Here is a 20,821-nt window from a genome sequence, read left to right on the forward strand (position 1 = left end):
AAAGTGTAGTTACTAAAAGAGTAACTAGCTTATATTTCTATGGCATAAAAACCATAGTGGAATCCCAAATGCGCAATGATATTGCACGAAGAGATACCTGTGTATACAGGTATTAAATTAGGTATTGATTGTAAGCAACTTGATAATCTGTAATTATCAAGGGAGGAGGATGACTTGTAACCGATGCAGAGTGTTTATCTGCTTCTACAAAAAGATATGTATAGCTATAGGTGAAGGCTTTTAAAAATACAAGTTGATCTGTAGTAAATTGATCAAATTGTATTTTGAGCTCATCTTGACCTTCAAAAACGGTTTGCTCATTCTTGCAGCATCCCATTTTTTTGTAAGTGTCTTTGCCATACTTAGCGTCTAAGGATTGCATCATCTCACAAGGAGCAGCTTCACCAAAAATCGCCACATCAATTAAGTGATCTCCACAATAGTGCTTGTCTACACTAAAAGACATCGTAGATCCTAACACTAAAAGTGCTAAAAATAAGGATGTTATTTTATGGAAACCGTTTTTCATTAATGCAAAAATAAATAAAAGCCAAATAACAATGATGTTACTTGGCTTTTTAATAACAATTACTGTGCCTATATGATCACATAGTAATTATATAGGAGCACTGATTATAATGAGTATTGTAGTCCAACTGTCACAGTCTCCTTGCGCTTGAGTTGCACTCCATTTACATCTTGTAAGAGAGGTGTAGCTACTTCAACACCTAAACGTACATTCTTTAATGCTCCTTTATAGGCGTAAAGATTAAATCCTAATCCCCCATCTATATAAGTACCACCAGAGTTTCTAGTATCTGCAGTGATTACCATAAGCGGATTCAAATCTGGATTTGCGCCATCTATTTCTGAAACTACACTTCCTTTTACACGTGCAGAAAAACTAATCCAATCTGCCGTTTTATAAGCAATCCAGTTATCAAGGCTATATATATTGCCCAATCTATAGTCGCGATCATTAGTCCCAGTGCGGATTACTCCATTTACTTGATTTCCACCAGAAAATCTATCTGTTTGCCACAAATACGTTGCTCCAAGAAGAGCATCTACGGTGCCGCTTCCTATCTGCATAGAATAAGGTAGTATTACTTCATTGCCATTAGATACAGGAGTAACATCCATTTCATCTATACTTCCTGTAGGTAATGACACCCCTACTTTACCGTGCAACTGCTGTCTGTTCTTATTGAAAACAGTATATAAGGCCGATAATTTGAGATCTGTGATTCCACTAGATGCTGTGCTAAATGTTCCTCCCATGGCTGTAAGGTGTTCCATATCCATAGATGTATATCCAAGCATTGCTGCAAGTGTAACTTTATCTGACACAGCATACATACCTCCTAGCATATGCATGTTCATAGGCATATCTGTAGGTGTAACCATATATTCTCCTCCATTAGGAAGTAATACACTATCAAAACTTACATCATCATTACCTCTCTTAAGATCATTCATTTGCATATTCATATATCTATATGAAAACATGAATTCTCCTTTTTTGTGAGTATGGTCACCCATAACAGATATAGGAGCATGCCCATCTGGACGATTACTTGACCATGATTGTGATAACTCTTGCTCTTGTGCGTATGTGCTAGTAGCGACTACTGCGGCGAGTAGTGCTATATATAATTTTTTCATTTATTGAATTTTAAATATTGTGTATAGTGAAGTGAACGTACTCTTTTGAGTACGCTCATAAACTGCGAGACTAGCGATATTAAAAGACTAGTATCTCTTTATAAATTCAATAAGCTTTGGGTGGTGGATCTATGCGCTCTTGGAAGGTTTTAATACTTCCCAAATGATTTGGAAAATTCTCCTTAGCAAAAGTTATTGCGGTAGATGATATATCTACCTGATCTTCATTTTGATAAAACAATGGGTAAAAAGCCTCTACAATCTGTAGTTGCTGCCCTTTAGAAAGATCTTCTTGGTCTACATCTAGAGTGAGCTGCTTAGAAAGAAAACACTTACCATTACACTGCAAGGCTGGCTTATCTGTATTAACGCAATACGTTTCTACAATGTAATCTATATTAAGTTCATAATATAGCACATACCCCACGTTTATGGCAGGACGTAGCGCAAAGAAAAAGAATATGACAAGTGCACAAGTAGATTTCAAAAATAAAGGCTCTCTATAGCTAATAGCACTTTATTGCTGAATCTCCTTATCTACTACACCACACTTCAACATCTTATCACCGTAGTAAGGATTACGTATTTCTTTAGAATTAGATAACCAGTAAGCACCTTTACCTTCAAAAGCCATTGGGCAGTATTGCTTATATATAGTGCCAGATGTAATCTCGCTAGATAGATATACCTCTACCTTTTTTGAAATATTTTCAAAAGCTACGCGTTGCTCTGCAGCATCTTTAGACATTGAGATAAGCGCTAGGTCGTCACTTAAGTTTCTCGTGATATCACTTTCTACTTGAGCGTCTAGTACATCTTTAAATTTTGCCGCTTCTTGAGCAGCTTCTTTAGCGTTTGTATTTACGAGCGCACCTTTTAACATTAAATAAGAAGCGTGAATTTGTGACGCTTCCTCTGTTTTAAATGTTACATCTTCAACAGCATCAGTCACATTTAAATCTCCATTTTCTGTTACTACAGCATCAATCCCTACTTGGGTAGGAGCGGTTTGCACATTAGCACCTTCTTGTTGTTTACATGACACAATTGCTAGAATAGCTATTACTAATAAAGTGTTTTTCATCTTATAACATGTTTAGACTACAAAAATACACATACCCTATTTATCAACCTTACGGTAATAAAAAAAAGCAGGTAATAAGAGAAAAATCAACAATGGCTGTATTAAGAATCTACGCACGTAGAATAACGGCAGATATTCTGAAGGGTTATGATGATGTAGTAAGTAGTAAAACGGCAATAATAATATCACCAAAACTATCAAGTAAAATATACTCGTGAATTTTAAAATACTCCTATCTGTAAAAACTGCCCATAAAATTCCGAGAGACAGTAGCATGTTGATGAAATACCTCAAGAGTACATTTAAAAAGAACTTCCCTTGCGCTAGTTCGGGCAATGCCTTATTCTGATAATCACCATGGAAGTAATCAATAAGCGGATCGTAGAATAGTTCGCTTTCGCGAAAGCGTACATACAACAATCCCAACAATAACAATCCACCTATCAGGACGCGGACTAACTTATTCATCCTTCACCGGTTTTTTGTAAGAATTGATCCAGCCCATCCATAATAAGAACACGGTACCATAAATTACCGCCGGAAAGATGGTTCCATGAAGTACATCTGCATATTGTGGATACTCATAAATACCTATGGTAAGTAATGCAATGCGCAAGACATTCATCCCGTAAATAAGTGCTACTCCTCCAAAAATGAATAAGAGCGTACGCTTCATATCACCAAAGAATGCTAGCATGAATGAAATAAATAATAGCATTACACTTACAGCATTACAGCCTTCTACAACTCTAGCAAGCGTTTTTCCATTCATTGTGAGATTCATAGCAGGCTCCCATTTACTTGGCACCACTTGCATGTCATAACCTAATGATGTGATGACAGATTGACTTTGTCTGGCAACTGTATGTGTAATAATGTCGGGAAAATAGCGACTACTACCTCCGTAGGTTAAAAATAGTTGGTAAAGCACCACAAAAACCAAATAACTTCCTATGAAGATAATGAGAAATCGAAGTACGGACTTATATTTGCGTAGTAGTTTAAGCAAGGGGCGTATTTTAACGTCTAAAATACAAGAAAAATGGCTTTTGAAGATTTAAAAATAGAAGTAAGCCGCATCGCGGATAAAAAAGAAGATAGCGCTACAAGCAAAATGACTGCAATATGTGAGTTATTGCGCGAGCGCATAGAATATTATGACTGGGTAGGTTTTTACATGGCAAACCATGAAAAGCGCACATTACACCTAGAAGCATTTGCTGGAGAACCTACAGATCACACGGTAATTCCTTTTGGTAAAGGGATATGTGGTCAGGTAGCAGAATCTAATGCAAACTTTGTAGTGCCAGACGTAAAAGCGCAAGACAATTATATCGCTTGTTCTATCACTGTAAAAAGTGAGATTGTTATTCCATTATTTAAAGATGGTAAAAACATAGGGCAGATAGATATAGACTCAAGTCATGTAGATCCTTTTACAAAAGATGACGAAGATTTCCTCGAGTTTGTAAATGTGCAAGTTGCAGCATTGCTGTAAGAAGCACCTTCCACTAATTAAAAAGCCCCAATTCTAAATATAGAATTGGGGCTTTTTTATATTATATAAAGCTATTACATCCCTGTTCTTATTGCTTCTACAGGATCTAGTCGTGAGGCTCCTATTGCTGGGATTATCCCTGCAATGATACCTATGATAAATGTTGTGAAGAGTCCTAAGAAAATATTATCAAAAGATAATACAAATTCAAAGTCTCCCGCAATCTTAGAGACATCTAGCAGCCATACTATAAGCTGCACCATAACAAGTCCAATAAATCCGCCAAAAATAGATAACAATACAGATTCAAATAAAAACTGAAATAAGATGAAACGGCGCTTTGCTCCTAGCGCCTTCTGTATACCTATGAGGTTTGTGCGCTCTTTGACACTCACAAACATAATATTTGCAATCCCGAAACCACCCACTAGTAGTGCAAAGCCACCAATTAACCAGCCCACTGTAGTAAGCACACCTATAATCCCATCAATAGCATCTGTAAAACCACTAAGTCTATTGATGAAGAAATCACTAGTTTCCCCAGCTTTTATAGACCTACCTGCTCTCATTTTCTGTTCGGCGATAGCGTAGAATTCATCTGCATCCTCACCCTCTGCAGGTACGATTGTCATTGTAGGGAAAGTAGATCTATTATTATCGCCATAAATACGTCTTATGATATTTACGGGAATTACTATTTTCTCATCCTTAGAATCTCCAAAGGCATTAATTCCTTGCTTCTTGAGAACTCCAATGATTGTAAACTTCCTGCTTAAAGTTTTTATTTGTTTCCCTATTGGATCTACACCTTCTCCAAAAAGGTTATCACGCAAAACAGATCCTATAATAGCGACGGGCACTCCATTTGTAGACTCTTGCTCATTAAAAAAGCGTCCATCTTCAAATTCTAGTTTTTCTATCTCAAAAAGCCCTTCGGTTGCATTATCTACTTGAACACTCTCTACCACTTTCCCGTCATAACTAATCTTTTGTGAAGGAATAGACATGGTATAGTTTATAGCACCTAAACCGGGTAGATTACGCTGAAGGTTCTGATAATCCTCGTAAGTAACAAGCGGAAAACGCTCTCTCTTCCAGCGTGGAACTTCTGAAGGCCCAAAAGAGATATGAGCGATAATCATACTCTCCTGATCAAGGGATGAAAGACTTCCCTTAATGTCTTTTTCAAGCGAATCTACCGCTGCGAGCACCCCGATAATTGAGAAAATCCCAACCGTAACTCCCATCAAAGAGAGAAACGTACGAAGCTTGTTATTGCGCAATGCATTTACAGCAAATCTAAAACTCTCCCCTAAGGCTCTTAAATATATTAGCATTGATTGATTTTATCTAAAGATACGAGTAAGACGCCACACACTAAAAATTGTTACAAAGTCATGTCAATTTGTTAATAGAAACCCGAAACAAAAAGGCTTGAAATACCTATTTTTGAAGCTTTTAAAACCCATCCATTTAGGATCAACCAAAATCTATTAATTTTCTCACAATGAGCACAACAAAAAAAATAGGCGCAGCACTAATTTCAGTATTCCATAAAGACGGCTTAGCCCCTATCGTTCAAAAGCTACACGAACAAGGAGTAACCCTTTATTCTACTGGTGGAACAGAGAAGTTTATTAAAGATTTAGAAATCCCAGTTGTACCTGTTGAGGATGTAACTTCTTACCCTTCCATCTTAGGTGGTCGTGTAAAAACATTACACCCTAAAGTTTTTGGAGGGATTTTAAACCGTCAAGATCACGAAGGAGATGTAAAGGAAATGGAAGAATTTGAAATTCCGCAGCTTGATCTTGTGATTGTAGATTTATACCCTTTTGAAAAAACAGTAGCATCTGGCGCGCCAGAACAAGATATTATAGAAAAAATAGACATCGGTGGTATTTCACTTATACGTGCCGCAGCAAAAAACTTTAAAGACACCTTATGTGTATCTTCTATGGAAGATTATGCAGAGGTTCTTGACATCATTACTGCAGGAAACGGAAGCACAACAATAGAAGAGAGAAAACGTTTTGCTGCAAAAAGTTTTGCCGTTTCTTCTCATTACGATACTGCAATCTTCAATTATTTCAATACAGACCAAGAAATCCCGGTACTTAGACATAGTAAAAATGAAGGGAAGGCACTTAGATATGGAGAAAATCCGCATCAAAAAGGATTTTTCTTTGGAGATTTTGATGAAGTTTTTGAGAAGCTTCACGGTAAAGAATTATCATACAACAACCTGCTTGATGTAGATGCTGCTGTAAACTTAATTTCAGAATTTCAAGGAGAAGCACCTACGTTTGCTATTCTTAAACACAACAATGCATGTGGTTTTGCACAGCGTGACACTATGCACCAAGCATATGTAGATGCTCTTGCTGGAGATCCTACTTCTGCCTTTGGCGGAGTGTTAATTGCAAATGGCAACATAGATATTTCGACTGCAAATGAAATTCATAAATTATTCTGTGAGGTAGTGATAGCGCCGTCTTACGACGCAGACGCACTAGAAATTTTAAAAGGAAAGAAAAACAGGATAGTCCTTACGCTCAAAAATATCGTATTACCTGAGACAACCGTGCGCACTTGCCTTAACGGAACACTCGTTCAAGGTCGCGATAACAAGACAGATGTGAAGGAAAATTTAACAAACGCAACAACCACTGCTCCTACAGATATGGAGATAGAAGATTTACTGTTTGCTTCAAAAATATGTAAGCACACAAAATCTAATACTATTGTACTTGCAAAGAACAAACAACTTTGTGCAAGTGGTACAGGTCAAACTTCTAGAGTTGATGCTTTGAGACAAGCTATTGATAAAGCAACCTCTTTTGGTTTTGACCTCAAAGGTTCTGTAATGGCTAGTGATGCATTTTTCCCTTTTCCAGACTGTGTTGAGATTGCAGATAATGCGGGTATCACATCGGTAATTCAACCTGGTGGATCTATTAAAGATCAACTTACAATTGATTACTGTAATGAGCACAATATCTCAATGGTAATGACGGGAACAAGACATTTTAAACATTAATATAAGTTTAAGGGAGTACGCTTTCGCGAAAGCGTAATTTTACCCTTTAATATTTGTACATTTATACAAACGCGTAACTGCTAACATTTAATACCTCCACAATAACCCTATGGGATTTTTTGATTTTTTAACCGAAGACATAGCAATTGACCTCGGTACCGCAAACACACTGATTATTCACAACGACAAGGTAGTGGTAGATAGCCCCTCCATAGTTGCTAGGGATAGGACGACCAAAAAAATCATTGCTGTAGGTAAGGAAGCTGCTCAAATGCAGGGGAAAACGCATGAGAATATCAAGACAATTAGACCTCTTAAGGATGGTGTAATTGCAGATTTTGACGCGAGTGAACAAATGATTGCGATGTTCATTAAAGAAATCCCTGCGCTTAAAAAGAAATTCTTTCCACCAGCATTGCGCATGGTGATTTGTATTCCTTCTGGAATTACAGAAGTAGAGATGCGAGCAGTAAAGGAAAGTGCAGAGCGTGTAAATGGAAAAGAAGTTTACTTAATACACGAGCCTATGGCTGCGGCCATAGGTATAGGTGTTGACATCATGCAACCTAAGGGTAACATGATTGTAGATATAGGTGGTGGTACTACAGAAATTGCGGTAATTGCTCTAGGAGGAATTGTTTGTGATAAGTCTGTAAAAATTGCGGGTGATGTATTTACAAATGACATCATTTATTATATGCGCACCCAGCACAACCTCTATGTAGGTGAGCGCAGTGCCGAAAAAATTAAAATACAAATAGGTGCCGCTACAGAGGATCTTGAAGTTCCGCCAGAGGAAATGAGCGTTCAAGGACGTGATCTTCTTACAGGTAAACCTAAGCAAGTGCAAATAAGCTATCGCGAGATTGCCAAGGCACTTGATAAATCTATACTTCGTATAGAGGATGCGGTGATGGAAACATTATCTCAAACTCCTCCAGAACTCGCTGCCGATATTTATAACACAGGAATCTACCTTGCTGGTGGAGGATCTATGTTACGAGGTCTTGACAAGCGTCTTTCTCAAAAAACAGACTTACCTGTTTATATTGCCGAAGATCCGCTTAGGGCTGTAGTACGAGGTACTGGAATATGCCTAAAAAATATTGCGAAGTATAAGAGCGTTCTCATTAAATAGAAAACTCTTAAGTTATGCATCAGATTATCAATTTCTTGATCAGGAACAAGCACTTCCTGCTGTTTGCATTTTTACTAATGCTGTCGCTTGTTTTTACGATACAATCTCATTCTTATCACCGTAGTAAATTTGTAAACTCTGCAAACTGGTTTACGGGTGGTATTTATGGATCTGTAACTAGTGTTCAAGATTATTTTAAACTCAAAACATACAACAAACAACTTCTAGAAGAGAATGCCCGCTTACGCGAAATGTTGAAATCACATAACGAGGATAATTTAGATCTTGAAGTTCTCACAGACATAACATCACCTATCCCGTCAGATAGTCTGCGAAAATTCTCTTACATTCCTGCAAAGGTTCTCAATAACAACTATGCAAAGACAGATAATTTTATTACTCTTTTAGGTGGGTCACAAGATAGTATTCACAAAGACCAAGGAGTAATCACTAGCAAAGGAATCGTAGGTATTATTGATAAAACATCTTCTGGTTACAGTACCGTATTATCTATTCTCAATTCTAACTTTACCACAAGTGCAAAGTTAAGAGCGTCGGAACATTTTGGGACAATGCAATGGGATGGTGAGGACCCAAATATCGTTCAGGTTATTGATATGCAACAGCAAGCACCTGTAAAACTAGGTGATACCATAGAAACCAGTGGGAAATCGGCAATTTTCCCGAAAGGGATTCCTATAGGTACAGTAAACGAGTTTGTATTAGATCCAAGTAAAAACTTCTATACTTTATCTATCAAACTTATTAATGACATGACTAATCTAGGTCATGTGTATGTGGTTGAAAATAGTTACAAGAAGGAAATTATAGCACTAGAAACACAGCAAGATGAAGAATAGTGTCTCTGTAAATATTGCTAGGTTTGTAGGTCTCATGATTGTGCAGATTTATATTTTTAATAATGTAAATCTCTTTGGGTACATCAATCCCTACCCTTATGTATTGTTTCTATTAGTCTTTCCATTTACAGCTAATAGAGCGTTATATATTTTTATCGCCTTCTTAACGGGACTTACGATGGATATGTTTGGTAATAGTGGTGGTGTGCATGCGGCAGCCTGCCTCTTCCTTGCATACCTTAGGCCGGTTGCTTTACGATTTTCTTTTGGAGTAAGTTATGAGTACAATGCCATAAAATTATCTAAGGTGAGTTTTTACGAGCGATTCATCTTTATTTCTATAATGGTGCTCATTCACCATTTAGTATTGTTTTTACTAGAGGTATTTAACATAAGTAATATACTCTACACCTTAAACAAAACGTTAGTCACTAGTATCTTTACTATTATACTTTGTTTGACTTTTAATATCCTTTTTAGCAGCCGTAACGAATGAGAAAATTACTACTCCTCTTTATTGTTCTTACTACTGGCGTACTCTTTATTGCTAGACTATTTTATCTGCAGGTGTATGACACCTCTGCAGCAGTTTTATCTGAGAGTAACGCTATAAAGCAACAATTTGAAATCCCACAACGTGGTCGTATTTACGATCGCTATGGAGAACTTTTAGTTTCTAACCAGCCATCATATGACTTAATGGCCATACCTAGAGAAATCAAACCTTTTGATACGCTCAAGCTATGCTCTTTATTAAACATTGATAAAGAAAGACTTGTAAAACAACTTAACAAAGCAATACATTATTCTCCTAGGCATCCTTCTGTTATAGTACCTACCATGTCACAAGAAGAGTTTGCATACTTAGGTGAGCAAATGCGCAAGTTTGAGGGTTTCTTTATTCAAAAACGTTCATTACGTGACTATCAGATAGACTTTGGCGCAAACTTCCTTGGTTACATTCAAGAAGTACACCAAGGGATTATTGATAAACAGCCTTACTATATAAGCGGAGATTTAATAGGACGACAAGGTGTCGAGCAAAAGTATGAAGAGCTACTAAGAGGTAAAAAGGGAATTAAATATCTTCAAAAAGATCGATTTAATCGTGTTATAGGCCCTTACAAAGAAGGCACACTTGATCAAGAACCTGAAGAAGGAAAGAACATATATCTTACCATAGATTCTGAACTTCAAAAATATGGAGAAGAATTAATGCAAGGTAAGCGCGGTGGCATTGTAGCCATTGAGCCATCTACTGGAGAAATTCTAGCACTTGTGGCTGCTCCTAATTATGATCCTGCTCTAATGGTAGGCCGTGAGCGATCTAAAAATTATTCAAAACTTGATAACGACTCTATTGCAAAGCCGCTTTATGACCGAGCATTGCTAGGAGAATATGCGCCAGGATCACCCTTTAAAGCACTTACGGGACTCATTGCACTTCAAGAAGGAGCGATTAGTCTTGACGATCGTGTGTATTGTAATGGAGGAATGCGATATGGTAGAGGAAGGACCTTTGGGTGTCACCACCATAAAAGCCCAGTACAGATGATCACTGGTATTGCTTACTCTTGTAATGCTTACTTTGGAACTGCTTACTTGAATACTCTCAATAAATACAATACACCTCAAGAAGGTATTGCTGCATGGCAAGGACACCTTAAAAGTTTTGGACTAGGAGATTTTATGGGTTATGACTTACCTATAGGAAGACCAGGTTTCATTCCAGGAGCGTCTTACTATAATAAAATCCATGATTACCCTAATAGAAGATGGGGAAGTGCCGCGACACTATCCAACTCTATAGGGCAAGGAGAGGTTGCCCTCACCCCTATGCAAATGGCACACTTTACAGCAACTATTGCAAATAGAGGTTGGTTTTACAGACCACACATCATAAAAAAAATAGAAGGACAAGACACGATCCCTTCTCAATTTGAACAGAAAAATTATACCACCATAGATGCAAAACATTTTGAACCCGTTATACAAGGGCTCAATGATGTATATAATTATGGAACTGCAGCAAACTTAAAAGTACCTGGAATAGACATCTCAGGTAAAACAGGTACAGCAGAGAATTATGCAAAAATTAATGGAGTTACTACACAGCTTACAGATCACTCCACTTTTGTGGCATTTGCTCCTAAGGATAATCCAAAGATTGCTATCGCCATTTTTGTAGAAAATGGATACTGGGGATCTCGTTATGGAGGTCGCATAGCGTCTCTCATGATTGAGAAGTACATTAACAGAGAAGTAACGCGTAAAGATCTAGAACAATGGATTCTCACACATACGCTTGAGGAAGAATATGCTAAGCCATTAAGTGGCAAGCCTTTTAAAATAAATTATTAATGAGCCGTTTTACAAGGAATGTTGGTAGTTTTGACTGGGTACTTATTCTATTGTACTTAGCCCTCGTAGCTATAGGATGGGTTAATATCTACTCTGCTGCCTTTGATCCAGATACACAAGCTTTTACAAGTATGAATAACTTGTACTTTAAGCAACTTGTATGGATATTCTTAGGCTTTCTTATCATTACATTTATTCTATTCTTAGACTCAAAATTCTTTGAACGATTCTCAAGTGTTATTTACATAGGCTCGTTGCTGTCATTAATATTATTGTTTGTTTTTGGAAAAACCATATCTGGAGCCACAAGTTGGTACAATCTCGGTTTTATGAGTATACAGCCGAGTGAATTTGCCAAAGCCGCTACCGCACTAGCGCTCGCCAAATACTTGAGCGACATACAGACCAATATAAAAACCATAAAAGATCAAGTACGTGCTCTTGCTATCATAGCAATACCAGCACTTATCATTATACCACAACCAGATCCTGGAAGTGCATTAGTTTATGCCGCATTTTTTTTTCCACTATATAGAGAAGGACTTGCTGCTAGTTATTTAATTCTAGGAGCATCTACGATTACATTATTTGTGCTTACACTAGTTTTAGGACCTATTTATGTGTCTTTAATTGTACTTGTGATTGCATTGATATTATTTGCTAGAAATAGAAAAAAACGACCATCAAAACGTCTTTACATAGGCCTTGTCGCAGCCGCTTGTCTTTTTGCATTTTCTGTAAACTACATTTTTGAAAATATCTTCGAGCAACGTCACCGCGACCGTTTTAATATTGTTTTAGGTAAAGAGGTAGATGCAAAAAGTATAGGCTATAATACTCAACAAAGTGAGATTGCTATAGGTAATGGTGGATGGTTTGGAAGAGGGTTTCTAGAAGGAACACAAACCAAAGGTAAATTTGTACCAGAACAACATACAGATTATATATTCTCAACAGTAGGTGAAGAGTGGGGATTCTTTGGGAGTACACTTGTAATCATCTTATTTGTAGTGCTCATTTTAAGAATTATTCAATTATCAGAAAAGCAGAAAAATGACTTCTCGCGAATTTACGGTTACAGCCTCGCAGGGATTTTATTCATTCACTTTGTAGTAAACATTGGGATGGTCATAGGTCTCTTGCCTACGGTAGGAATCCCTCTACCATTTTTTAGTTACGGAGGCTCAGGGTTATGGGGGTTCACTATATTACTGTTCATCTTTGTAAAACTAGATGGCAATAGAGTAAATGAGTGGTAATCTAAGTACGCTTTCGCGAAAGCGTAAAATATAAAGCAAAAAAAAGCGAGCATTACTGCTCGCTTTTTTTACGCTAATAACGACTTCTTAATTGTTATCGTCATCACCATTATAATCGTCTGTTCCTTCGATTTCTTCTTCTATTTCTTGGCCAGCTTTGTTAGCTCCATTTTCAATAGCGTCACCAGTTTTATCGGCTGCATTTTCAATAGCATCTCCAGCTTCTTCAAGTCCGTTTTCTATATCTTGTCCTGCTGCTTCTGCAGAGTTTTCAATTTTATCTTGAGTTGTTTCTCTACAAGAGATTGTTGAAAATGTAAATCCTACAAGTGCTAGTACTACAAATACTTTTTTCATAATAATGATTGTTTATTGGTTAGAGTGTAAAAGTACTGCTACTGTTCATCAAGAACTGTTAATGAGTAGTTACAATTAACTTATATTATTCATAATTTTAAGATTAATATCAGATACCTTTGCGGCAAAATTCTTCCAGTGATAAAAGGAGTTGTTTACATGCTTATTGCCGCATTTGCGTTTACGTGGATGAACTTACTGGCAAAATACCTAGAAGATTTTCACCCGCTACAAGTTGTATTCTTTAGATGCGTGGGCACCTTTATTTTCATCTTCCCTTACATGCTTATAGAGAAAGTTCCCGTTATAGGAAAGAGTGTTTTCTGGCTTACCACGAGAGGATTATTGAGTTTTGTTTCTCTCGCTCTTTATTTTGTAGTCATACAGCGCATCCCATTAGGATCTGCCGTTGCCTTGCGATATACAGCTCCTTTATTTAGTGCCATCTTTGCGCTTTGGTTTTTAAAAGAAAAAGTAAAACCATGGCAATGGGTTGCGCTAGTAATTTCAGTCATAGGAGCACTGGTTTTAAAAGGAGTAGATTTTAGAATAGATACGATGAGTTTTATACTCATCATTATGTCCTCTGTTCTCGTAGGTGGTGTGTTTACCATCGTGCGTTACTTAGGATCACGTGAGCACTTTTTAACCATAATCAACTACTTTATGGTAATCTCCATCATAGGAAGCCTTTTTTTTATACAACACTGGCGTATGCCTGTGGGTGTTGAGTGGTGGTATGTGAGTGGCATTGGGGTGTTCGGGCTTTTTGGACAGGTTTTCTTAACGCGCTCTTTTCAACTTGCAGATACAGCTACCGTAGCTCCCATTAAATACATGGAACTCGTTTACGCTTTAATCCTGGGCTACTTTCTATTTAACGAACGCTATGACACCGCTCCTCTTGTAGGGATGGGAATTCTGGTCATAGGGATGCTCCTTAACGTTTGGGTAAAGAGAAGAGCTTAGAAGACCTTTAGTATAAGTTTTATTTAGAATTACGCTTTCGCGAAAGCATAAAAAAAGCGAACTCCACCTAGAGTTCGCTTTTTATAATTAAGACATTTGAGTTTCTAGTTCTTCACTGGCTCTTTAGTCTCATTCAAAAGTACAGGAGTACCATAACCTAGCTGCTCTAGTTTATCCATCTGTGTTTTCTTATCACCTACTATCAGGTATATCATTTTATCTGGATTAAGATATTTATCTGATAACTTCTTGATTTCTTCTACTGTCATGTTCTCTACAATAGCCTGGCGTTCCTTTATATAATCTGGAGATATACCCAGATTTGCAATATCATCTAGCATATTGAGCTTTGCTCCCATAGTTTCAAAAGCACGTGCTTGACTTTTTAATAAAAAGCTTTTAGATACGTCAAGATCTTGTTGCGTAAAGTTCTTCCCATAGTTCTTAAGAATATCTTTTACTAGCGCCGAAGATTCATAGGTCACATTAGATCTTACACCACTTGAGATAGCAAATGCTCCAGGAAGTGTAGATCCAGAAAAACCTGAACGTATGCCATAAGTGTATCCTTTTCCTTCTCTAAGCTCCTGCGTAAGTTGTGAGGCAAAACCGCCGCCACCTAAACGGTAGTTCATCATTTGTGCTGGGTAAAAATCTTTATCGGTTTCTGCCATTGCTGGGTATCCAAAACGAAGTACAGATTGCTTTGCGTCTGGCACATCATAAAAATATACGTTAGACTGCTCCGGAGCCTTAGGAACGGCTACTACGGGTATTGTAAACTCTCTAGCTTTCCAGTTATTATTAAGTCCTGCAAGAACTGTAGTTGCTTTTTCTTTACTTACGGCACCTACCACCTGCATCTTAGCAACATTAGGAACTACATAATTGGTATAATAACTCTTTAGATCCCCAATTGTAATTGCATTTACAGAAGCTGGAGTTCCTAAGTTATTTTGAGCTAGTAAGCTATGCTCTCCATATATTAATTTATCAAATTGTATGGCTGCAATACTATTAGGATTTGCCTGTTGCTGCTCCAGACGACTTAAGGTACTCTGCTTTAATAAGTCAAACTCTGTCTTATCCCAGCGCGGCTGCAAGAGGATTTCTTGAACCAACGCAATGGTTTTATCATAGTTTTTAGCCAGTGTATTCCCACCTATGTATATATTCTCTTTGTCTGAGTACGTATAAATATTTGCTCCAAGGCTTTCAATCTCATTTTCAAGTGCTGCGGTAGTTTTTGTCGCAGTTCCCTTCATAAGTAAATCTGCTAGCAAACTAGAAACGCCAACTTTATTGATATCCTCTAGAAGTAATCCTCCACGTATATTCATCTGGAATTGCACAAGAGGCACTTCGTCATTTTCTATTCCATACACTTCAAGTCCAGAGGAGAGTTTATCTTCCCAAACATTAGGAACAGCAACTTGAGTAGTGGTGCCATATGCAGGCTCTTTACTACGATCAAAAGATGAAGGAGTACGCTCATAATCTGCTGCGATACTAGCATCAAAAGTTTCCTCTGCACCTTCTACTATCTTTTCTTCCACTACTTGTGCAAGATCAGAATCTTCAAGTGCAAGTGCTGTTTGACCTATAGGCACAAAACTAGTAGCGATATAGTTTTTACCTTTTATATACTGCTCGTAAACACGTTGTACATCTTCCTTAGTCACCGCGAGAATACGATCTACATCTTCTGTGATGTATGCAGGATCTCCTGCAAAAATCTCATACTGTGCTAGCTGAAACCCCTTTCCTAATACACTTGATAAACCGTTATAAAACTGTGTTTCTTGCCCTGCTTTAATTCTGTCTAAATCTTTTTGTGAGATTCCCTCAAGTTCAAATTTTGTAAAAGCCTCATTAATCCCTACAAGTACATCATCAAGATCTTTTCCGGGGTATGCATTGACACTTAGACCAAATTCTCCGGCGATTTCAGAACCAAAATTGAACATTCTCACACCAGCCGTAATCTGCTTTTCATCAATTAAAATCTTATTAAACGGCGCATTCTTTCCTTTAGATAGGTAACTAGCAAGAACTTCAAGCGCATAAGAATCCTTATCATAATTAGGCACCGTAGGCCAGGTCATTGATAATTGTGGCAACCTAGCAAAGTTATCTTCATAATATAGTCGCTTTGTATTTGCTACTGTAACAGGTTGCTTTTCCATCGCTGGAACTTCCTCTCCTCTTGGAATTTCGCCGAAATATTTTTCTACCCATTCCTTAGTTTGTGCAAGGTCAAAATCTCCAGCGATGGTAAGCGTTGTATTATTAGGCGTGTACCATCGATTATAAAAATCCTTTACATTTTGTAATGTTGCATTTTGCAAATCTTCTAGCGATCCTATCACCTGCCAGTTATATGGATGGCTTTCTGGGTAAAGATTCTTCCCTACCACATAACGTGCGTGACCATAAGGACGGTTATCTACAGACTGTCTTTTTTCATTCTTTACCACTTGCTTTTCTTTGGCAAGTACTGGGTCTGTTACCGTATTTATGAAGTATCCTAGCTTATCTGCCTCTGCCCAAATCATTTTTTCAAGAGCATCTTTTGGCACTGTTTGAAAATAGTTTGTGCGATCACGACTCGTAGATCCATTTGCTCCAGAACCACCTATACGCGCGCTCATTGCATCTAGCCCTCCTTTTCCAAGATTTTCAGATTCTAAAAATAATAAGTGCTCAAATAAGTGAGCAAAACCTGTACGTCCTTCTATCTCTCTTGCAGATCCTACGTGTGCAGTAAGTGCTACTGCAACTACTGGATCTGAGTCGTCTTGATGTAAGATTACGGTAAGCCCATTATCTAGCGTAAACTTTTCAAATGGAACGTTGAATTGTGGTTTTTCCGCTTTCGCGAAAGCGGTATTCTCTCCACCTTCTTGCTTACACGAGAACGTGATAGTTACCAGCGCTATGAGGGCTATAAGACGTGTGATTTTCATCTAAAATAAATTAAAATTAAAGAGGATCAAGATAACCAAAACAGAAACCGAAAGGTTGTTAAATAGTGTTAACGCTTTTGATGTTAAAATAAGTGTTGATCATGAGTACTAGCTTTAAAAATTAACATTTAAAATGGGTAATATTTCACACGCAAATACACTTAGCTATAGATTATATAATCTAATACTGTACTAAGTAGAAGTCAATTTTAAAGAATGGCTTCTAAAAATATTCTTGCAAGAATAGACATAGACTGTGAGTGTCTCTAAATGTTCATGGTAAAATTAATTTTTAAATATTCCGATTATGTTAAAAAACATTTTAAAATTAGAAGGTGTCAAACCTATAGAAAAAAAAGAACAAGGTCTCATTTCAGGTGGTCTAGGAAATTCTGGAAATAGTTGCCCTAAAGGGTTTTGTAGAGTGACTGACGGTAGTTGCCAAAGACCTGAAACAATGTTGTTCAATGATTGTATAGATTAAATACAAATTTGCACATGCAATAATTTGTAGCGCTATAATTTCCTAAAAGTAAGTAAGTAAGTGTCTTACATCAAAAAATTAGACACTTACTTATTATTAAAATTTAAGAGTAACCTCCTATTATAGAAAAATCTTTTAAAACGATATTAAGTGGTTAAAAACACCTTTAAATAAATAATATAGATTCTAAATTAATTGCATAAATTAGGAATATTTCCATAATTTTGGATTAATTCTATATTATGCAACGTACAATAATTCATTTTGATCTTGATACTTTCTTCGTTTCTTGTGAGCGCAGGTTAGATAGTCGCCTTATGGGCAAACCCGTTATTGTAGGTGGTACTGGCGATCGTGGCGTGGTAAGCGCTGCTAGCTATGAAGCTCGCACCTTTGGTGTACATAGCGCTATGCCTATTAAAGTAGCCAGGCAGCTATGTCCTAATGGGATTTACATACGAGGAAATGGTGGTACGTATTCAAAAATGTCTAAAGAGGTAACGCAAATTCTACAAGAAGAACTTCCAGTACTTGAAAAAGCAAGTGTAGATGAGTTTTATGGTGATCTCACTGGGATGGATAAATTTTTTGGAGCCTATAAATATTCAAAAGAGCTTCGCCAGCGTATTATGCGAGAAACAGGTTTACCTATTTCCTTCGGGATGTCTCCTAATAAAACGGTTTCAAAAGTAGCTACTGGAGAAGCAAAACCTAATAATGAGATTAAAATTGACCCTGGTTATGAAAAGGTCTTTCTTGCACCATTATCTATCAAAAAAATTCCTTCGGTAGGACAGAAGACTTTTACTCAGTTTTGTAATCTGGGTGTACGCACGGTAGATCTTGTACAACAAATGCCTGTAGAAATGATGGCTTCTGTTTTTGGGAAAAATGGACGCATTATCTGGGAGCGTTGTAATGGTATTGATGACAGTCCTATTGTGGAGTATCACGAACGTAAATCTATCTCTAGTGAACGCACTTATGGTCAAGATACTATTGATATGGTTAAGTTACATACTACTATAACTGCCATGGCAGAAAACCTAGCTTTCCAGCTTAGACGAGGCAACAAACTCACTTCTGTCGTAACAGTAAAAATCAGATATTCAGATTTTCAAACATACTCAAAACAGTTACGTGTGCCCTACACTGCTGCAGATCATGTTCTCATCCCAACCGTAACAGAACTTTTCAATAAGCTCAATAATTGTAGGATGCTTATTAGGTTAGTAGGCGTTCGCTTTGGTGGTCTTACAGAGGGACATTATCAAATAGACCTTTTTGAAAATACTAATAAGACCGTAAATCTGTATAAAGCAATGGATGAATTAAGAAATAAATATGGTGATTATAGCGTGCGACGAGCAAATACCATAGGTGAAGGTTCTAGGACTATAGGTAATCAAGGTAATCCTTTTAATGGAGAGCCTCCTATACTGTTAGCTCATAGACATCAGTAATAAGTGACTCTTTATTTTATCAAAACCCCAAGTCTAAGACAATGTATTTCAATAATCACTCTTATTATAGTTTACGGTATGGAACAATTTCTGAGGAGGAATTACTAGACCTAGCGATACATGAAGGGTGTACTCATTTTGCACTTACAGATATTAATAATACATCTGGCTGTCTAAATTTTGTGCGTCGAGCAAAAGAAAAAAATATAAAACCTATCATAGGAGTTGATTTTAGAAACAATACGAAGCAATGCTACGTTGCACTCGCAATGAATAACCAAGGCTTCCTTGAGATAAACAACTACTTATCAAAACACTTACATAACAAAACTCCATTTCCAGACCAAGCTCCGCATTTTGAAAATGTAATCATTATTTATCCTTTTGAAAATGTAATGGAGCTAGGGAAAATAACTTTTACTGATAATGAATACATAGGTGTCCGAGCAAAAGATATTTACAAGCTCAAATTTTCCTCTCTTAATTCTTTATCAAAAAAGTTAGTTATTCTTCACACGGTAAGCTTTCGCGATAAGCGAGATTTTAACACGCATCGTTTATTAAGAGCTATAGATACTAATGTGTTACTTAGTACGCTACCACCTACAGATCAAGGAAGTCCTAATGACTTCATGTACTCACGAAAAGAGATTGCTCAGGTTTTTAAAGACTATCCATCATTTGTTGAGAATACAAATAACCTATTACAAGAATGTAACATTGATTTCAATTTCAGTAAAAATAAGCCCTCACAAAACTTAACTACACTATTAGAAAGTCAGGAAGCAGATTATAAAAAACTACTTGAACTTTGCGAAAAGGGATTAAAAGAGCGTTATGAAGTTGTAGATAACATCATCAAAGGTCGATTAAAGAAAGAGCTTGATCTTATAAAACATCTTGACTATGTCGCATTCTTTCTTATAAATTGGAAAATTATAGAATATGCTCGTAGCAAAGACTATTACTATGTAGGGAGAGGAAGTGGTGCAAATAGTATTGTAGCATACTTGTTACGTATTACAGATGTAGATCCTATAGAACTCGATTTATATTTTGAACGTTTTATGAATCTATATCGAGCTACACCACCTGATTTTGATATCGATTTCTCTACTTGGGATCGTGAGGATGTAACCGATTATATTTTTAAAAAGTTCAAAGGAAATAACCAAGTTGCACTGCTAGGCTCTTATGTTACATTTAAACACAGTGGAGCTGTGAGAGAATTAGGTAAAGTATTTGGGTTGCCTAAGTATGAAATTGACAAACTAAGCGATGGTCGCTATGATCCAAATAGTCTAGATGATATAAAAAAACTAGTTTTAAAATATGCGCAGGTATTACATGGTAGACCTAATTATACGAGTATCCATGCTGCTGGCATATTGATTTCTAGTAAACCTATTCATTACTTTTCTGCTACAAATCTACCTCCTAAAGGTTTTCCTACGGTACAATTTGACATGCACATAGCAGAAGATGTTGGGCTTTACAAATTTGACATCCTAGGACAACGCGGACTCGGAAAAATAAAAGACGCAGTAGCTATCATAAAACAGAATCATCATGGGATTAAACTTCCAGATATACATAACGCAAAACAGTTTTTTACAGATGATCGCATAAATGAAATGATCTCACAAGCAGACTGTATAGGCTGTTTCTATGTAGAAT

20 protein-coding genes (1 of these 20 only partly in view) are annotated in these 20,821 nt (G+C 37.0%); 11 read left to right on the top strand and 9 right to left on the bottom strand.

What is annotated here, in order from left to right; all coding sequences use genetic code 11:
* Positions 1-112: 112 nt before the first annotated feature.
* From ACJJVW_RS04530 to xrtF, 6 genes are all read right to left on the bottom strand, one after another.
* Positions 113-529 (bottom strand): HYC_CC_PP family protein, encoded by a 417-nt coding sequence (locus ACJJVW_RS04530; RefSeq protein WP_405250885.1) that lies wholly within the window; start codon positions 527-529, stop codon positions 113-115.
* Positions 530-633: 104 nt separating this feature from the next.
* Positions 634-1,665: a transporter gene (locus tag ACJJVW_RS04535; RefSeq protein WP_405250886.1), complete on the bottom strand. Its 1,032-nt coding sequence runs from the start codon at positions 1,663-1,665 to the stop codon at positions 634-636.
* 106 nt (positions 1,666-1,771) lie between these two features.
* On the bottom strand, positions 1,772-2,152 hold the full coding sequence (locus tag ACJJVW_RS04540; RefSeq protein WP_405250887.1) for a hypothetical protein: 381 nt from the start codon (positions 2,150-2,152) through the stop codon (positions 1,772-1,774).
* Between the two features lie 30 nt (positions 2,153-2,182).
* Positions 2,183-2,749 (bottom strand): DUF3347 domain-containing protein, encoded by a 567-nt coding sequence (locus tag ACJJVW_RS04545; RefSeq protein WP_405250888.1) that lies wholly within the window; start codon positions 2,747-2,749, stop codon positions 2,183-2,185.
* Positions 2,750-2,785: 36 nt separating this feature from the next.
* A complete protein-coding gene (locus ACJJVW_RS04550; protein ID WP_013751149.1) occupies positions 2,786-3,217 on the bottom strand; it encodes an exosortase F system-associated membrane protein in 432 nt (143 codons plus the stop codon).
* The gene (xrtF, locus tag ACJJVW_RS04555; RefSeq protein WP_405250889.1) at positions 3,210-3,758 is read right to left on the bottom strand and encodes an exosortase family protein XrtF; all 549 of its coding nucleotides are present in this window, start codon (positions 3,756-3,758) and stop codon (positions 3,210-3,212) included. The genes ACJJVW_RS04550 and xrtF overlap by 8 nt, the downstream gene beginning before the upstream one ends.
* Positions 3,759-3,791: 33 nt before the next feature.
* Here xrtF and ACJJVW_RS04560 point away from each other — a divergent pair, with 33 nt between their 5' ends.
* Positions 3,792-4,247: a GAF domain-containing protein gene (locus tag ACJJVW_RS04560; RefSeq protein WP_013751147.1), complete on the top strand. Its 456-nt coding sequence runs from the start codon at positions 3,792-3,794 to the stop codon at positions 4,245-4,247.
* Positions 4,248-4,321: 74 nt separating this feature from the next.
* On the opposite strand, the gene ACJJVW_RS04565 is transcribed toward ACJJVW_RS04560, so the two are convergent.
* Positions 4,322-5,584, bottom strand: a complete 1,263-nt coding sequence (locus tag ACJJVW_RS04565; RefSeq protein ID WP_405250890.1) for an ABC transporter permease — start codon at positions 5,582-5,584, stop codon at positions 4,322-4,324.
* Between the two features lie 170 nt (positions 5,585-5,754).
* Between ACJJVW_RS04565 and purH the strand changes: the two genes are divergently transcribed.
* The 6 genes from purH to rodA all read left to right on the top strand — a co-directional run bounded on the left by purH (position 5,755) and on the right by rodA (position 12,905).
* The gene (gene purH / locus ACJJVW_RS04570) at positions 5,755-7,287 is read left to right on the top strand and encodes a bifunctional phosphoribosylaminoimidazolecarboxamide formyltransferase/IMP cyclohydrolase (RefSeq protein WP_405250892.1); all 1,533 of its coding nucleotides are present in this window, start codon (positions 5,755-5,757) and stop codon (positions 7,285-7,287) included.
* Positions 7,288-7,396: 109 nt separating this feature from the next.
* Positions 7,397-8,425: a rod shape-determining protein gene (locus tag ACJJVW_RS04575; RefSeq protein WP_013751144.1), complete on the top strand. Its 1,029-nt coding sequence runs from the start codon at positions 7,397-7,399 to the stop codon at positions 8,423-8,425.
* A gap of 14 nt (positions 8,426-8,439) precedes the next feature.
* The gene (mreC, locus tag ACJJVW_RS04580) at positions 8,440-9,285 is read left to right on the top strand and encodes a rod shape-determining protein MreC (RefSeq protein WP_405250893.1); all 846 of its coding nucleotides are present in this window, start codon (positions 8,440-8,442) and stop codon (positions 9,283-9,285) included.
* Positions 9,275-9,781 (top strand): rod shape-determining protein MreD, encoded by a 507-nt coding sequence (locus ACJJVW_RS04585; protein WP_405250894.1) that lies wholly within the window; start codon positions 9,275-9,277, stop codon positions 9,779-9,781. The genes mreC and ACJJVW_RS04585 overlap by 11 nt, the downstream gene beginning before the upstream one ends.
* Positions 9,778-11,646: a penicillin-binding protein 2 gene (gene mrdA, locus ACJJVW_RS04590; protein ID WP_405250895.1), complete on the top strand. Its 1,869-nt coding sequence runs from the start codon at positions 9,778-9,780 to the stop codon at positions 11,644-11,646. Before ACJJVW_RS04585 ends, mrdA begins: the two co-directional genes overlap by 4 nt.
* A complete protein-coding gene (rodA, locus tag ACJJVW_RS04595; RefSeq protein ID WP_298330651.1) occupies positions 11,646-12,905 on the top strand; it encodes a rod shape-determining protein RodA in 1,260 nt (419 codons plus the stop codon). The genes mrdA and rodA overlap by 1 nt, the downstream gene beginning before the upstream one ends.
* 87 nt (positions 12,906-12,992) lie before the next feature.
* Here rodA and ACJJVW_RS04600 read toward each other — a convergent pair whose 3' ends face one another.
* Positions 12,993-13,262 (bottom strand): hypothetical protein, encoded by a 270-nt coding sequence (locus ACJJVW_RS04600; RefSeq protein WP_298330654.1) that lies wholly within the window; start codon positions 13,260-13,262, stop codon positions 12,993-12,995.
* A gap of 138 nt (positions 13,263-13,400) precedes the next feature.
* On the opposite strand from ACJJVW_RS04600, the gene ACJJVW_RS04605 reads away from it, so the two are divergent.
* The gene (locus tag ACJJVW_RS04605) at positions 13,401-14,231 is read left to right on the top strand and encodes a DMT family transporter (protein WP_405250896.1); all 831 of its coding nucleotides are present in this window, start codon (positions 13,401-13,403) and stop codon (positions 14,229-14,231) included.
* A gap of 104 nt (positions 14,232-14,335) precedes the next feature.
* Here ACJJVW_RS04605 and ACJJVW_RS04610 read toward each other — a convergent pair whose 3' ends face one another.
* Positions 14,336-17,197: a pitrilysin family protein gene (locus ACJJVW_RS04610; protein ID WP_298330662.1), complete on the bottom strand. Its 2,862-nt coding sequence runs from the start codon at positions 17,195-17,197 to the stop codon at positions 14,336-14,338.
* Positions 17,198-17,504: 307 nt separating this feature from the next.
* On the opposite strand from ACJJVW_RS04610, the gene ACJJVW_RS04615 reads away from it, so the two are divergent.
* The 3 genes from ACJJVW_RS04615 to ACJJVW_RS04625 form a co-directional block, all read left to right on the top strand.
* Positions 17,505-17,681: a hypothetical protein gene (locus ACJJVW_RS04615; RefSeq protein WP_298330664.1), complete on the top strand. Its 177-nt coding sequence runs from the start codon at positions 17,505-17,507 to the stop codon at positions 17,679-17,681.
* A 242-nt stretch (positions 17,682-17,923) separates the two neighbouring features.
* Positions 17,924-19,144, top strand: a complete 1,221-nt coding sequence (gene dinB / locus ACJJVW_RS04620) for a DNA polymerase IV (protein ID WP_405250897.1) — start codon at positions 17,924-17,926, stop codon at positions 19,142-19,144.
* A 41-nt stretch (positions 19,145-19,185) separates the two neighbouring features.
* Positions 19,186-20,821, top strand: partial view of a DNA polymerase III subunit alpha gene (locus ACJJVW_RS04625; RefSeq protein ID WP_405250898.1) — the 5' portion only. The gene runs 1,397 nt beyond the window's last position; the window shows 1,636 of its 3,033 coding nt (coding positions 1-1,636); its start codon is at positions 19,186-19,188; its stop codon lies off the right edge, out of view.

The organism is Dokdonia sp. Asnod3-C12 (assembly GCF_045063975.1).
Lineage (GTDB): Bacteria > Bacteroidota > Bacteroidia > Flavobacteriales > Flavobacteriaceae > Dokdonia.